We start from the raw sequence: 17,061 nt of genomic DNA on the forward strand, positions 1-17,061 counted from the left end.
ATAGGTGTAATTTTATTCACACTCTCGTGAAAAAATTATGATTTTGAAAAAGCGCTTTGGAGAACCTGAGTTGTCACCAAAATTAAGAGGGAAGTGAGCCGTTAAACTCACTAAAACAACTAAAAAGCGAATGAAAAATGAATAACTTCTGATATTATAGTTAAATAGAAAGGTGGAAATGGTCATAAAAACAAAAAGATCTACTTTCAACTATTTTTGCAAAGGTCTCAAAACATCACCACAAGCCTTTATATTGAAATTAATAATCAACCGCATCTCATTGAATTAGTACCAATTACGCCTCTCAATACTAAATTTTGAAATAAAATATTAAAATAATTTAATTTTCATGTGGCGGTAAATTGTTTCGCTAGTGTCTTAGAGTTAAAATACAATACAATGTCCGAAGAAAAAGATAAAATCAATCATATAGCCCGTTACTTGAATGGCAACAGAGACAGCCAAACCCTTTCAAATTTAAACAAATGGTTGGCGGAGAATGAAACAAACCAGATAATCTTCGATGAAATACGCGAAATCTGGCATTCACTTGATGCGGAAGAGGAAAAGAAGCGCTTTCATGTTAATGAAGCTTGGGCAAAATACAGTTTATGGATTGATCAGCAGCAATCAGATAAAAACCAATCTTTGTTTAAACGGCACCTTATACAAGCCACTAAATATGCAGCTATTATACTGGTCGCCGTCATAAGCACCTGGTTAATTTATGATTACAATTTCAATAATATTCAAGATCAATCTTTTATAGCTGATATCCCTTTAGGTCAAACAGGAACAATTACCCTTAATGACGGAAGCCAGGTAACTCTCAATAGTGGTTCAAGACTTACAAGCCTGTCAATGGGTAAGAATAATGAAAGAAGGGTAAGACTAAGCGGGGAAGCATATTTCAAAGTAGCACATAATCCAGACCTGCCATTCTATGTTGAAGTAAATAATATAAACATTAAGGTATATGGTACTGAATTTAATGTGGATGGCTATAGTGAAGACAGCTATACAGAAACAACCCTAATTAAAGGTAAAGTAGGTATTCTTTTAAATACAGGAGCAGAGTACATTATTAAACCTAATGAAATGATTCGTGTAGCAAGAGACAATAGTACTGAAATTGTAACAGTCCCAACAGCAGCTCAAAAAATCGACTGGTTGAATAACATGTACAAATTCAAGAATCAACCTCTCGATGAAATCGCTAAACACATTGAGCGTATGTACGGAATGAAAGTGATAATAGAAGATCAACTGCTAGCCAAAGAGAAGTATACCGGTCAATTTGCTAAAAACGAATACATCGATATCGTGCTGCAAAGATTGGTTATGACCTCCCCATTTAAAATAGACTATGACATAAAGGATGAACAAATAACAATTTATAGAAACTAAATTTTAATGCAATAAAAAATCAGAATATGAGATAGACCAAGAAATTGAAAAACAAAAAAGGGAATGCTCCAACATTCCCTCGTTACTGAACATGCTCCAACATGTTCCATAAAATGTTATAGCCTGCTACTGGCGCAAAACACTTTAATATTTCAAAAATATGAAAAAAAATTCACCGGACAGGTATGTCCTGTTTAAATCATTACTAGTCATGAAGCTGACAGTATTACTTCTACTGGTTTTTACCATTAACGCTTTTTCTTCTGCCTACTCACAGAAAAGTAGGGTGAGCATTCATCTGAAAAATGTATCCCTCGAAAAAGCACTTGAAACAATTGAAAAAGAATCTGATTATAAATTCTTCTACCACAACGAAAGAATTGATTTGTCGGAACACGTATCTATGGAACTGGAAAATGCAACAATTGAGGATGTACTATCTAAAATCCTGGATAGCAACACGGTTGATTACAAGATTATTGATCAAAGCATTATCCTGACGGAACCCAGTCATGCCCATTCTAATGAAGCCCAACAACAAACAAAAATAACCGTTACAGGTGTTGTTAGGGACGCTTCAGGCGAAGCACTGCCTGGTGTAACAGTACTTGAAAAAGGCACCACAAATGGTTCAATTACAGGCATTGACGGCTCCTACTCTATAACCACCGAAAATCAGGATGCAACCGTTCTATTCACATTCATCGGATTTGAAAACCAGGAAATCAAAATAGCCGGTCGTTCTTCGATTGATATTACTCTTATGGAAGAAACTACAGGTTTAGATGAAGTGGTTGTAGTAGGTTTCGGGACACAGAAAAAATCCAATGTAACAGGTGCAACAACAACTGTTGACATGGATGATGTACTTGGTAACAGACCCGTGACCAATACTATGCAAGCCATTCAGGGAACGGTACCCGGAATGCAAATTACAGTACCATCCGGAGAACCAGGTGCTACTACAAGTATTAACATCAGGGGAACCACTTCCATCAATGGAGGTAGTGCATTAATTTTAATGGATAACGTACCGGTATCATCTGAAGATGTCAATCCTCAGGATGTAGAGTCAATTACCGTACTTAAGGATGCGGCTGCATCTTCTATTTATGGCGCCCGGGCTGCCTTCGGAGTTATCTTGATTACCACCAAAAAAGGAGGAAAAGACCAGCCGGTGAAGTTTAACTATTCCAATACCTTTAGTTTTGGTACGGCCACTGATATCGCCGAAAAGGAATCGACCTATAACTTTGTTAATGCAATGAATGACTGGGGAGTAACTTCGTATTGGACCAACCAGGATATCCCTACCTGGGTTAACTTTCTGGAAGAATATAAGAATGACAAAGGACTTTATCCTGAAGGCTATGCCACTGACGAGTATGGTGTAAGATATCCTTTGACCAATACAGGAACTATAGATGAGTTAATTGGCCAGGGATCATTTTCACAAATTCACAACTTCAATTTTAGTGGAGGTGGAAAAAAATCTCAATATCGCGTATCACTAGGTTACAGTGATGAAAATGGTATCATGGTGTCTGAAAACGATCGCTATACCAAGTACAACTTTGCCACCTATTTAAGCACTGACTTAACTGACAATTTAAAGGCCTCTGTTAATATTGCCTATCGTAACAGTTCAAAACTAACACCACGCACGAACTATTACAATGCTGTTACAGCCAAACCGTGGACACCGGCATCAGGAAACCATATTTTTGAGGATGGAACTTCTGTGCCTTATGATGCTCCTTCCAATCTGGCAAAATTGCAGCAGCCAAATGAAGAGACACAAGGTAACATGCGTTTATTAGGCAAATTAGAATATGAGCCGTTCAAAGATTTGATTTTGACAGGAGAATACACCTATGAATCAAAGAATCAGAACAACTACAGTATGGATGAGCAGTTGGACTTTGTGGATGCTAACCGATATACCTTAAAAGAAGGAAATTCTGAGAGTACTTTTTATCGCAAATCGAATACACAAAGGACCTATAACGCAAGTAACTTCTATGCTAAATATAAGAAGCAAATTGGCGATCATCATTTTAACGCCTTAGCTGGTATCAACAAAGAAGAGTTTCATTCTGAGAACTTTTGGGCCAGAAAAGCAGAGCTTTTAAATGCAGACTTACCAGCCTTATCAACAGCTACCGGAACGATTACTGCCGACGACAGTTTTGGCGAATGGGCTGTATTGGGTTACTTTGGACGTATCAATTACAACTATAAAGAGAAATACTTTGTTGAGGCCAACGGACGCTACGATGGATCCTCTAAATTCGCAGCACGTGAGAAGTATGGTTTCTTTCCATCTTTTTCAGTGGGTTGGAATATGGCAAGGGAAAACTTTATGTCAAACTTCGAAACCATTTCGCATCTGAAGCTGAGGGCTTCATGGGGAGAAATAGGTAATCAGGAGGTTAATGGTAATTACTTATCCATACCAGGTATGCCTATCACAAATGCCAATTGGATCAATCCTGATTCGGGCTTAAGATACAATACGGTTAACCCACCTAGATTAGTAAGTCAGACTTTTACCTGGGAAACGGTTCAAACGCTTAACTTTGGATTAGATGTAAAATTGCTTAATAACAGATTGAGCACTTCTTTCGATGTTTTTAACAGAAAAACACTAGGCATGATTACGGCTGCCGTTAAGGTGCCGGATGTACTTGGTACAGTTGCTCCGCCTGCCAATGCAGCAGATTTGGAGTCACGCGGTTGGGAACTAGAGATGTCATGGAATGATCGCATCAATGAATTCAAATATAACGTAGGTTTCACACTATTTGACAATAAAGCAGAGATCACAAGATTTGATAATCCTGCCGGGCTAATTAGAACCTATTACGAAGGACAAATTTTAGGTGAAATTTGGGGTTATGAAAGTGACCGCTTTTATACGGTTGATGATTTTGTTGAAGGAAGCTTAAATGATAATTTAACAGGAGGAACCTTAAACGAAGGTGTTCCTGCATTTATTGGTCGTAATCCAAATCCGGGTGACATGATGTACAAAGACCTGAATGGTGATGGAGAAATCAGTCCGGGAAGCAGCACACTAAGCGATCCGGGAGACCGTAAGGTTATAGGTAATAACAAGCGTCGTTACCAGTATGGTATTTTCGGTAATGCATCCTACAAAAACTTTGACTTTTCATTTATTCTAAACGGTGTTGGTAAACGTGATTTGTATATCAATAACAATATTCGATTCCCTTATACCGGTGAATTTAATACCATGCATAAAGAACAGATGGATTATTGGACACCAGAGAATACCGATGCTTACTTTCCAAGAAACTATGATCTGGGAGGTGTTAACTATGGTAATAGTAGAATAACGCAAACCAGGTATTTGATTGATGGCTCTTTCTTACGTGTTAAAAACATAACACTTGGATATACTTTGCCAAAGTCTATACTTAGCAAATTGAATATTGATAAATTCAGACTTTATGTCTCAGGTGAAAACCTGCATAGTTTTGATAACATGCCTGATGGTATAGATACTGAGTTACAAGCTAAAAGCGAAGGCTTATACTATCCATTGATAAGAAGCTTTAATGTTGGTTTAAATGTTACTTTTTAATTTTATAAAAGCTACAGAAATGAAAAAAATATATAGTGTATTATCTGTTTGTATCGTCCTGCTATTAGCAGGGTGTAACGATGATTTCTTAGATAAAGCTCCGCTTGATCAGCTCTCAGAGCCAACTACATTTACCACAGATGCCAATTTTGAAACCTACTGTTGGGGATTTTACAACACCTTTCCTGGCTTTGGTCGTACTCCAACCGATAATGAGTGGAATGGAGACTTGATGCTTAAAGGAGCAGGGAGTATTGGGCAACCTTATTTATGGCAAAATGTTGTTGAACCAAATAATGCTGGAAGCTGGACCGATCCCTATGCCAGAATTCGCCGTGTTAACATCATGTTGAGTAGCATTGAAAGCAGCCAATTAGATGAGGAAGGACAGAAGCACTGGCGTAGTGTAGGTTACTTTTTCAGAGCCTGGGAGCATTTTCAGTTGTTGATAAAATATGGTGAGTTCATCTATTTGGATGAGCTGGTTAATGAAAAAGACTTAGACATTTTATACGGCCCAAAAACACCGCGCGACGAGATTAGTGCTAATATCTTATCAGATCTTAAATATGCGGAAGCAAACATCCGTACTGAAGGCGATAATGTGGTTGACCAGAGCGTTGTACGCGCTTTAATATCACGTTTTGGACTGTTTGAAGGTACATGGCGCAAGTATCACTCATTGGGTGATGAAACTAAATACCTACGTGCCAGTGTGGATGCCGGTATGGCACTTGCCCAGTCATTTCCTAATTTGCATGGCAATTACGATCAGGTGTTTAATAGTACTAATTTGAATGGAACGAATGGCATTCTTCTTTATAAAGCCTATGAATTTGATGTAATGACGCACATGCACACATCACGCCAACGTAACTCGGCTGGAAACTGGGATATTACCAAACGCGGTATTGACAAATTTTTATGCAAGGATGGTGAAACCATATGGACAAGTGCCCTGTTTGAAGGCGATGTAAATGAACCAGAGGATCCATACGCTGAATTCAGAAACCGCGATGAGCGATTGTATTATATGACTCCTCCACCATATCAGGTTGTGCCAACTGGTCAAAAGACCTGGGAATACGATCCGGATCCAAAACATCGTGAGTACATCGATTTGATGAACACTTTGTCGGATGCCAATCATAAGCCATTGCCACTAAGTAACTGGCAGGGTATCATCCTAAAGCAAGAGCCCCATTATCGCAAGAGTAATAAGGGCCAAGGTTTTATGGTGAGCTATACTGGCTACCGCTTTCATAAGTATTACAATGAATTTCATACCGGAATTCAAAACAAGGAATACACTGATTTTCCGGTATTCCGCATGGGTGAGGTATTGGTTAACCTGGCCGAAGCAAAGTTTGAGTTGGGAGAATTTGATCAGGCTACTGCCGATTTAACTGTTAATAAATTGCGTGCCCGTGGAAAAGTTGCGGCATTGGATATTAACAATTTTGTTGATGACCCAACACGTGATGCTGATGTAGACCGTGTACTATGGGAAATCAGAAGAGAACGTGCAGTTGAATTAATGGGTGAAGGTTTCCGTTTTGATGATATTAGAAGATGGAGAAAAGCCCATGAGTATGGAGCGCTTGAAAAATTAGGCAGGTATGTCAATAATGCCAACTTCGGCAACAAACTACCTATTCAGGGTGGCGCTTCTGTTGGTTTTGTTTCTCCATGGGGCGTACCTCCAGGATTCCCAGAGCACTACTACCTATATCCAATTCCATTGGAAGAATTGGCTTTGAACGAAAAACTGGTTCAGAACCCAAGTTGGAAAAGAGCAGAATAAGAAATCTGATAATGACTTAAGGATTGTATTTCTAATACTTCAACCAACCTGCTATATTGTCGGTTGGGAAGAAATTACTATCCAATAAATATCTCCATAGCTGACTCCTCTCCCAAAGAGGAGTCAGTTATACTTGTTAATCAAACCCTCCACTAACAGATACAATTCAAGTAATTCATCCGATTATTCTATTAAAAAGAATACTCGGTTAAGTAACTGCAACTTGCAACAAAAAGCCAAAACCGATGAAAAAAAAGATTACCCTTAGTATACTATTAAGCTTACTCCTTAACATAGGAATTATTAGTGGACAAGGTGTCCATGAACAACTAAAGCAACATCAACTTTCAGATTGGTATCTTCAACTTAAATCAGATGCTCCTAATTATTTTACCATTACGACTGCCTTTGAAGACTATTTCAAGACGCATGAATATGTAAAAACAGATGCCGTTAGAGAATATATACGCTGGACCAGGGCTGTAAGTGGTAATTACGATGCCCAGGGAAACTTACTAACCATTCAGTCGAATCCACAAGACCTCCAAATTCTAACGAAAAAGCAAATAAACCTGAAAGTCGGCGGCAATACCGGTAATTGGGAGCAAATTGGTCCGTTTACATTCGACATGGAAGCGAATTACCGTACTAATACACAGGGAGTTGTTCGCTGTATTCAACAAGCTCCGGGAAATCCTTCAAAAGTATTAATGGGATGCATATCCGGCGGAGTATGGTTCTCTACTAATAGTGGTGATAATTGGACCAATGTAACAAAGGATTTATTAGTGAGTACCGTAACCGGAGTTTGCATGTCCCCTTCTGATAACAACATTGCCTATGCTGCTTGCCAGGAAGGTGTTATTAAGTCGGTTGACGGCGGATTGACCTGGAACTTTACTGCTATGGATGATCGAATTAATTATCCAAACGGTAGCCAGCCAACAGCTATTGCTGTGGCACATGACAATGCAAGCAAAGTACTATATACCTCAAAAAGTGGATTATGGGTGAGCGCCGATGGCGGGGATACGTGGTCGCAAAAGTTTTCTTCTCACGTATATGATGTAGAGTTTCATCCAACTAATTCAAACATAGCCTATGCTACTGTACAAGAAGGAACATGGACTGCTTTTTATAAAACTTCAGATGGTGGTAACAACTGGACTTCAGTTACAAATGGTTATCCTGAACCAATAGCCGGACATGAAATGAAAAGAAGTTTAATTGAAGTAAGTGCAGCTGCAGCTGATGCCGTTTGGATTGTATCGGGTGGTAAACAGGGAACAGAACAAGGGGTGTATGGCGTCTTTAAATCGACGGATGCAGGAGATTCTTTTATCAATATATATCAGGCGGTACCTGGTGTATCTGGTAAGCCTAACTTTTTAGCCCGTGCTACAAATGGACTGGCTAGTGAGGTGGGACAGTTAAGTTGGGATATGGCGTTTGCTGTGTCAGAAACAGATCCGGATTACATGATTGCAGGAACCATTAATGTATGGAAATCGACAGATGGAGGTTATACCTGGAGCTATGTCAATCGTGCATCTACAGGTAATACAATGTACCATATGGATTTTCAATGTGCTGAAATATATGATAACAACACCTGGATAGGTACTGATGGAGGCATTGGATTGTCTTCTGATAAAATGGCGAATCTTCAGGATAAGAGTTTTGGCGGATTTGCTGCCCAGCAAATATGGGGTGTAGACCGCAGCTGGAAGAATGACATCATGAATGCAGGCTTGTACCATGGTCAGATTATTATGCGTGATGATAATACCTATCAGGGAGGATGGTATAACATTATGGGAGCTGATGCAAGTTCAACCTATATAAATTATGGAGACGATAGGTACATGTATGGCAACTCCTATGGAGGTCGCCGGGTAATTCGTTCAACAGACCGAAATACACAGGCGCAAACTGCGCTAATGCCGGTCAATACCCCCAAAGGCTATAAGCAAAATGAGATGTTGAATCATTTCTACTATGGGGAGAATTTTACGCATACTGATAATATCTTTAAAAAGAGTATCGACGAAGATGCATTAAAGGAATGGAGTGTACTTTATACATTTACCAATAAACTGACCAATATCCACCCATCCTATGAAAGTGCTGATATTTTGTATGTGGTAGAGCAAAACAACAAATTATGGCGGACTGAAGACGGTGGCCTAAATTGGGAAGACCGGACGCCACCGACTGAGATAACCCAAGGCTATTCACTAGGTAACGTATCGACAGATGGTAAAGATGCCAATGTCATCTGGTGTTCCATTCAAGGTAAACAAAGTGATGTTAAAGTATTGAAGTCCTTGGATGGTGGTGCAACCTGGGCAGATTATTCAGGCCCAGATGGTAACTTACCTTCTTATGAAGTGCTGTCCCTTGCTCATCAGTTAGGAACCGACGGCGGTGTTTACATTGGTAATTCGGCAGGAATTTGGTATAGAAATAACACCATGACAGAGTGGGTTAATTTTAGCAATGGTTTACCAGCAGCTACCCCAGTTACACATATCCGTTTTAAATATGCTGAAGGTAAAATAACCATTGGTTCTTTACGCTCAATTTTTGAGGGCGATGTTTACGAAGCATCAACTCCTATTGCTCACCCGATTACTGCGCAAAAAGTGAACGACCTGGGGTCCGTGAAGTTTGTAGATCATTCCGTTTGTGCTTCCGGTGCTGCATTTAGCTGGTCTTTCCCTGGAGGTACACCAGCCTCATCCACTGAAGAAAATCCGGTGATTGAGTATAACATAGTTGGTACTTATGATGTAGCATTAACTGTTACCGATGCCAATGGCAGTAGCTCGCAAACCTTCCCTTCTTTTATTGAAGTGCAGGAGCCGGTTGTTATTAAATTGGATGCCGCATATGACTTTAATGGCAATGCCAATGACATTACCGGCAATGGCTGGAATGCAACAGAAGATAATGGTATCGCCTTTATTAATGATGCTGAAAGAGGCATGGTGGCTAACTTTAATCAAACCTACTCTGTTGTTACCAATCATAAAGGCTGGGAAGGGTCTGCTCCTCGTACCATTTCATTGTGTGTGAAAACAACAGCCTCAGAGCGCGTATTCACTTCCATGGGAACGAAAGCTGCAGCAAGTAAGTTTGTTTTTCTGGTTAATAGCAGTGGTCAGTTGCGCTTGGAAGTTGAAGCCGGATATGCCATTGGAACAGGAACAGTCGTAAATGATGGGAACTGGCACCATGTGGCTGTGACCTATGATGGAACAGGTAATGTTGGGAATGTTAAATTCTACATTGATGGACAAGCTGATTTAGTATCTGCAACAAATGGTCAGGCGGTGAATACATCTCCAGGTGTAGATATGCGTATTGGATACGATATCCAAAATGAGAACCGAACTTTCATCGGTCAAATAGATGATTTACATTTTTGGGATCGAGCATTGACTGCAGAAGAAGTCAATAACTTATATGGTACTGCTCTTGGTTTTGAAGAAATCATCGGTGACCATATTAAACTCACTGGTGATCAATTGAATCTAAATATTGAAAATCGCGGAAAACAAACACCTATTAAAATCTTTGATATTACTGGTAAATGTGTCAATAGCTTTGATATGCCTGTGGGTTCGAAAACAATTTCATTCCGTCAATCTGGAATTTATATTGTAGCCATTTATGGAGAAAAAAGAATTCAAACCAAGAAGATTCTAATCACAAATTAATATTGTAGAAACAATAACATTGAGCAGGAATGTATGGCATTCAAAATGCACAATACAGCCCTGCTCAATTTAGATTTAATTAATGTTGAATGGATGCGAAAAAGTTCATATTTTCTATGCTATTCCTGCTAATAGGATGTGCTCATAGTTTCGGAAAGCAAAAACAGGAAGCGAAGCAACCTCCCAATATTCTTTTTATCCTCATTGACGATTTGGGATGGAAGGATGTTGGATACATGGGGAGCTGTTTTTACGAGACACCTCACATTGATCAATTAGCCAATGATGGAGTGGTTTTTACGAATGCTTATGCTCCTGCGGCAAACTGTGCTCCAAGCAGGGCTTGCATCATGTCGGGTCAATATCCTTCCAGACATGGAATTTATACCGTCGGCTCATCAGAAAGAGGCCGAGCAGAAGATCGTAAGCTAATACCTATACCAAACACCACAACCTTAGCAGATAGCATTATAACCTTGGCAGAAACCCTACAGAAAGCAGGTTATCAAACAGCCCACATTGGTAAATGGCATTTGGGTGACGATCCGTGTCAACAGGGGTTTAACTTGAATATTGCCGGATCGCACGAAGGTCACCCGAAGAGCTATTTTAGTCCATATAAAAATCCAAAGTTGGAAGATGGTCCTGAGGGAGAGTACCTGACTGACAGGTTAACTTCTGAAGCCATCCATTTCTTGAAAGAAAATGCACCTCATAAAACCGGCAGACCATTTTTCCTCTATTTACCCTATTTCACGGTGCATACACCATTACAGGGAAAAGAGGCTTCAATTGAAAAGTATAGACATAAAGAGGACTGCGAAGGACAAAATCATGCAGTATATGCCGCCATGGTTGAAAGTGCAGATCAGAATGTAGGTCGACTGATGGAAGCATTAACAGAATTTGGTATAAGGGAAAACACATTGGTTATATTCTTTTCGGATAATGGTGGTATCTCCAAATTTTCATCACAAAATCCGCTTAGGGCAGGCAAAGGATCATATTACGAAGGGGGGATTCGTGAACCACTCATTGTGAGTTGGCCCGCCCAATTCCCCGGTGGCAAAACAATTGATGTGCCAGTTTCGGGTATTGATTTTTACCCCACTCTAATGGAAGCTGCAGGAATTAGTCAAGATGTAAAGCCGATTCTGGATGGGGAATCGTTATTACCATTGGTTAAGGATGGAAAAAAACTGGAAAGAAAAGCGCTTTATTGGCACTTTCCAATCTATTTGCAGGCTTATGATCCTCAAAAGGATCAGTCCAGAGACCCCTTGTTCCGAACCCGACCCGGTTCGGCCATGCGTCTTGGAAAATGGAAGTTACATGAGTATTTTGAAAATGGTGCTCTGGAACTCTACAATCTAAATGAAGACCTGGGAGAGACTGATAATCTGGCGGAGAAGTACCCAAGGAAAACAAAACAGTTACATAGCTTGCTGAAACAATGGCGCGAAGAGACCAAGGCGCCTGTTCCTAGTGAATTGAATCCCCAATATGTACCAAAGTAAATATGATATTTAATGAAATTTAAAAATTTTATCACACAAACCTTATCAATCCTGACTTTTTCAGGAATAATGATGGGGTGTGGAGCTAGTCAACACAAACAAAATACAGCTGAAAACAAACGGCCTAATGTGATTATCCTATTTTCTGATGACGCAGGTTATGCCGATTTTAGCATGAATGGGAATCAGCTTATCAAAACCCCTAATATAGATGCCATCGCTAAAAATGGAATCACATTTACTAATGGGTATGTGAGTGGACCTGTATGCAGTCCCTCCAGAGCAGGTTTAATGACCGGACGCTATCAGCAGCGTTTCGGACATGAATGCAACCTGGGAGGTAACTATACAAAAGTTGATGAAGAGCTATTAGGTCTGCCCATTGGAGAATTAACCATTGCCGATTTAATGAAACAAAGCGGCTATCGTACCGGAATGATAGGTAAATGGCATTTAGGTGAAAAACAACAGTTTCATCCTTGTAATCGCGGTTTCGATTACTTCTTTGGCATGCTAGGTGGCAGCTCGGCTTATCACGCAGGTAAGGCCAGCTCAATCATTCGAAATTTTGAACAAGTCAACTATAAAGCTTTGCCTTATTTGACCGATGCCTTTGGTGACGAGGCATGCAATTTTATAGATGAAAACAAAGATCATCCTTTTTTCCTGTATGTATCCTTTAATGCGCCTCATACGCCAATGCACGCTCGTCCTGATTACCTGACAGAGGCTAAAAGCTTATTCGAAACAGAGCAACGGGCAGTTAACGCCGCTATGACACGATCACTGGACGACAATGTTGGAAAGGTGATGACTAAATTAAAACAACTGGATTTGGACGACAATACCTTGGTTTTCTTCACCAATGATAATGGTGGAGCCATGCCTTACAATGCCTCCTGTAATGATCCATTCTCAGGAACCAAAGGCACCTTTCTCGAAGGGGGAATTCATGTACCTTTTCTGGCGCAGTGGCCGGACGTGATTCCAGCAGGCACCAAGTATAATCAACCTGTTATCACGTTGGATATTTTACCTACTTCAATAGCCGTTGCAAGGGGCAAATGCCCATCTGATAGAGAATATGACGGTGTTAACCTATTACCATATATTACACAAAAAAGTAATCACATTCCGCATTCAGTTTTATACTGGCGCTTACAGCATCATGGAGCCATACGAAAAGGAGACTGGAAACTTATATGGTTTGATGATAAAGCTCCTTGCCTGTACAACCTTGATACCGATATTTCTGAACAAACTGATTTAGCTGAGGAATATCCGCTTAAAACTAAGGAGTTATTAGATGATTTTAACCGTTGGCAAGAGGAGCTACAGGCACCAATATGGGAATCTGATCCTAAATGGAAAGAGCATTCAAGGCAGCGCTATGATCAAAGCTACGTTAATTCATTGAAGAAGAGATAGAATGTTCTTTATCATACAGATAAACAAGTAAATGACATATATTATTATATAGGAACAGAGTAATTTATAGACTAAAATACTAAATACATAAACAGTGAAACTACATCGTTACTTTAAAACTGCATTAGCAGTTCTTGCTGTTGGTGCCATATTCATCAGCTGTGAGCAAAAGACTAAAAAACCTCAACAGCCCAACATTATTTATATCCTGGCCGATGATTTGGGATATGGTGATTTAAGCTGCTATGGACAAACCAAATTTACAACGCCAAACATCGATAAGCTGGCCGAACGCGGCATGCGTTTTACTCAACACTACTCTGGCAGCACCGTTTGTGCGCCTTCGCGCAGTGCATTAATGACAGGTCAGCACACTGGCCACACGTATATCCGTGGTAACAGAGAGCGGCAGCCCGAAGGTCAGCACCCATTAAAAGGTGATGCAGTTACCGTTGCGGAGTTATTTAAGCAAGCGGGGTACGCCACAGGTGCTTTTGGAAAATGGGGATTGGGTTACCCAGGCTCAGAAGGCGATGCCAACAACCAGGGCTTCGATACCTTTTTTGGTTACAACTGCCAGATGCTGGGTCACCATTACTATCCTTATTTCTTACGCTCCAATCAGGATAGCCTTGTTCTTGGAGCCAATGCTGGTAAACAAACGGGCATTTACGCTCCAAATCTGATTCACGATAAAACACTTCAGTTTATTGATGACCATAAAGATGAGCCATTCTTTTTGTATGTGCCTTCCATCATTCCACATGCCGAGTTATTTGCACCGGAAGAATACATGGAACGTTTCCGAGGAAAGTTTGCTCCCGAACATTCTTACAAAGGTGTGGATGATGGTCCCCGATTCCGAAAAGGACCTTATGGCTCACAAGCTGAATCGCATGCAGCTTTCGCTGCTATGATTACACTTTTGGATGATCAGGTTGGTGAGATTGTGCAAAAAGTAGAAGACTTAGGTTTAGCTGATAATACCATTATCATTTTCACATCAGACAATGGCCCGCACGTTGAAGGCGGTGCGCAACCAGACTATTTTAACAGCAACGGCCCGTTCAAAGGCTACAAAAGAGATTTATACGAAGGAGGTATCCGTGTGCCGTTCATTGCCAGCTGGCCGGGTGTTATTGCCGAAGGAACCACATCTGATTTAATATCTGCCTTTTGGGATATGATGCCAACATTTGCAGATATCACAGGTCAAAAAGCTCCGGAAGGAATCGATGGTATTTCGATGCTGCCTACCTTAACCGGTGAAGGTGAGCAGGAACAACACGAATTCCTGTATTGGGAATTTCATGTTTGGGGTGGCCGTAAAGCATTAAGAATGGGCAACTGGAAAGCCGTTCAGTATGGTATCTCTAAAAATCCGGATGCGCCTATTGAGCTTTACGATCTTTCGGTTGACCTGGGAGAAACTAATAATGTAGCAGACGAACATCCTGAAATTGTCAATAAAGTGAAGACTATTTTCAGTACTTGCAGAGTTGAATCTGATATATTCAAATTTTAGATTTGACTAATTTGTTATATTTTCATTTGCTAATTATCAGTAATAAATGAAAATATAACGAAAGTCATATCGATTTCGTTTTGTTTTTAAAATTAGAAACGTATTTTCACCGTATAAAAGTAATTTGTACTTTTATTAAAGTTTCAAATAAGTAGTAAGGACTATGCAAAAGTTTATTTTTCTAATCAGTTGCGCATTTTTATTAACTGTTCTTTCAGGATGTTCCCAAAAAACACCCACTCAACCCAATATTGTAATCATCTATGCCGACGATTTGGGCATTGGCGATGTTAGCTGCTACCAGGCAGGTACCCTCAACACTCCAGGCATTGATAGAATTGCGACTGAAGGAATTCGTTTCACCAATGGATATGCAACAGCTGCAACCTGTACACCAAGCCGATACAGTTTATTAACCGGAGAATACCCATGGCGAAACGAGCGTGCCAGAGTATTAGCTGGCAACTCGGCTCTATTAATTGACACCACTGCCAATACACTTCCAAAACTGCTAAAAGCCAATGGCTACACAACTGCAGTTGTGGGTAAATGGCACTTAGGTTTGGGTGACGGTAACATTAACTGGAACGTTCCTATTACAATGGGCGCTAATGAGGTTGGCTTTGATCGCTCCTACATTATGGCAGCCACCAATGATCGTGTTCCAACTGTTTATGTTGATAACGGCAATATTGTGAACCTGGATGTTAATGACCCAATTGAGGTTAGCTACCATAAAAACTTCGAAGGAGAGCCTACCGGAAAGGAAAATCCTGAACTATTAAAAATACATCCTAGTCATGGCCACAACAACAGTATCACTAACGGTATCTCGCGGATTGGCTACATGAAAGGTGGAAAATCAGCTTTATGGGTCGATGAAGCCATGGCTGACAACTTCCTGGATAAGGCAAAACAATTTGTAAGTCAGAATAAGAACAATCCGTTTTTCTTGTTTTATGCCTTACACCAACCGCATGTGCCACGTGTGCCAAACCAACGATTTGCCGGAAGCTCAGGTATGGGACCACGCGGCGATGCGATTTTGGAAGCCGACTGGTGTGTTAGTGAGTTCCTGAAAACACTAGACGAACTTGGACTATCAGAAAACACACTGGTTATATTCTCTAGTGATAATGGCCCGGTGTTAGACGATGGCTATCAGGATCAATCAGATGTACTGATTGGCGAGCATACACCTTGGGGTAATTTCAGAGGTGGTAAGTACAGTTTATACGATGCCGGTACGCATGTACCCTTCCTTGCCCGCTGGAAAGGACAAATTAAGCCGGGCGTATCAGATGCATTGATATCGCAGGTTGACCTGTATGCTTCAATTGCAGCCCTGTTAAACAATGAAAACAAGCGCCCTGACAGCCAAAACCTGTTAAATACACTGACCGGCAAAACAAAAACCGGACGTAGTGAACACATTACCGAAGGTTTACAAGGCAGGTTGGCCTACCGCGAAGGCGATTGGGTACTAATCCCTCCATATAAAGGTGGTAAGAAAATCAGCTGGGGTGTTGATATGGAAACAGGCTTTTCATCTAAGCCACAATTATACAATGTAAAGGAAGATCCAGGCCAACAAAACGATCTGGCTGATGAGATGCCTGAAAAAGTTCAGCAAATGCAACTAAAATTTAATGCTATCAGAACTAGTGTTCAATAGGACCATTCCTATTTATTAAGATAGTAACAATGTAAAATAATTGGACGATGAAACAACTCTTTTCTTTATTTCTGATTTTACTCTGTTTTCAAGTGTCAGCGCAAGAAAACAATACTAAACCCAATATCATCCATATTTTGGCTGATGATGTTGGTTATGATGACCTGAGCTGTTTTGGCTCCAAAGATATCCATACACCCAATCTGGATGCCCTGGCCGAAATGGGGATGAAATTCACCAATTTTTATGCTCCACACGGCACCTGTACACCCTCTCGTGCCGCTTTGTTGACAGGGCGATATGCACCCAGGGTAAATGAAGGTAAAGGACTGTATGTGCTTTTCCCCCACTCCAAAACAGGCTTAGAAGATGAGAT

9 protein-coding genes are annotated in these 17,061 nt (G+C 40.4%); all 9 read left to right on the forward strand.

All coding sequences use genetic code 11. From position 1 onward, the window contains the following. Positions 1 to 399 precede the first annotated feature (399 nt). Entirely contained in the window at positions 400 to 1,407 is a 1,008-nt protein-coding gene (locus JIV24_RS20490) for a FecR family protein (protein WP_200466951.1), read from the forward strand. Positions 1,408 to 1,567: 160 nt separating this feature from the next. Continuing rightward, on the forward strand, positions 1,568 to 5,014 hold the full coding sequence (locus JIV24_RS20495) for a SusC/RagA family TonB-linked outer membrane protein (RefSeq protein WP_200466952.1): 3,447 nt from the start codon (positions 1,568 to 1,570) through the stop codon (positions 5,012 to 5,014). Between the two features lie 19 nt (positions 5,015 to 5,033). Continuing rightward, complete coding sequence (locus JIV24_RS20500; protein ID WP_200466953.1) at positions 5,034 to 6,818, forward strand: RagB/SusD family nutrient uptake outer membrane protein; 1,785 nt, start codon at positions 5,034 to 5,036, stop codon at positions 6,816 to 6,818. Positions 6,819 to 7,063: 245 nt separating this feature from the next. Beyond that, complete coding sequence (locus tag JIV24_RS20505; protein ID WP_200466954.1) at positions 7,064 to 10,540, forward strand: LamG-like jellyroll fold domain-containing protein; 3,477 nt, start codon at positions 7,064 to 7,066, stop codon at positions 10,538 to 10,540. Between the two features lie 89 nt (positions 10,541 to 10,629). After that, complete coding sequence (locus JIV24_RS20510; protein WP_200466955.1) at positions 10,630 to 12,057, forward strand: sulfatase; 1,428 nt, start codon at positions 10,630 to 10,632, stop codon at positions 12,055 to 12,057. Positions 12,058 to 12,069: 12 nt separating this feature from the next. Continuing rightward, positions 12,070 to 13,485, forward strand: coding sequence for a sulfatase (locus JIV24_RS20515; protein ID WP_200466956.1), 1,416 nt, complete (start codon positions 12,070 to 12,072; stop codon positions 13,483 to 13,485). 94 nt (positions 13,486 to 13,579) lie between these two features. After that, positions 13,580 to 15,010, forward strand: a complete 1,431-nt coding sequence (locus JIV24_RS20520) for an arylsulfatase (RefSeq protein WP_200466957.1) — start codon at positions 13,580 to 13,582, stop codon at positions 15,008 to 15,010. 163 nt (positions 15,011 to 15,173) lie between these two features. After that, positions 15,174 to 16,685, forward strand: a complete 1,512-nt coding sequence (locus tag JIV24_RS20525; protein WP_200466958.1) for a sulfatase family protein — start codon at positions 15,174 to 15,176, stop codon at positions 16,683 to 16,685. A 47-nt stretch (positions 16,686 to 16,732) separates the two neighbouring features. Next, positions 16,733 to 17,061 (forward strand): sulfatase-like hydrolase/transferase (locus JIV24_RS20530; protein ID WP_200466959.1); only part of this gene is annotated, 329 nt, incomplete at its 3' end.

It is taken from the genome of Carboxylicivirga marina (genome assembly GCF_016612505.1).
GTDB lineage: Bacteria > Bacteroidota > Bacteroidia > Bacteroidales > Marinilabiliaceae > Carboxylicivirga > Carboxylicivirga marina.

Excerpts from the sequence above, each read along its gene's own strand:
- JIV24_RS20490 (WP_200466951.1), top strand. The coding sequence starts at position 400 with ATGTCCGAAGAAAAAGATAAAATCAATCATATAGCCCGTTACTTGAAT.
- JIV24_RS20495 (WP_200466952.1), top strand. The coding sequence starts at position 1,568 with ATGAAAAAAAATTCACCGGACAGGTATGTCCTGTTTAAATCATTACTA.
- JIV24_RS20500 (WP_200466953.1), top strand. The coding sequence starts at position 5,034 with ATGAAAAAAATATATAGTGTATTATCTGTTTGTATCGTCCTGCTATTA.
- JIV24_RS20505 (WP_200466954.1), top strand. The coding sequence starts at position 7,064 with ATGAAAAAAAAGATTACCCTTAGTATACTATTAAGCTTACTCCTTAAC.
- JIV24_RS20510 (WP_200466955.1), top strand. The coding sequence starts at position 10,630 with ATGGATGCGAAAAAGTTCATATTTTCTATGCTATTCCTGCTAATAGGA.
- JIV24_RS20515 (WP_200466956.1), top strand. The coding sequence starts at position 12,070 with ATGAAATTTAAAAATTTTATCACACAAACCTTATCAATCCTGACTTTT.
- JIV24_RS20525 (WP_200466958.1), top strand. The coding sequence starts at position 15,174 with ATGCAAAAGTTTATTTTTCTAATCAGTTGCGCATTTTTATTAACTGTT.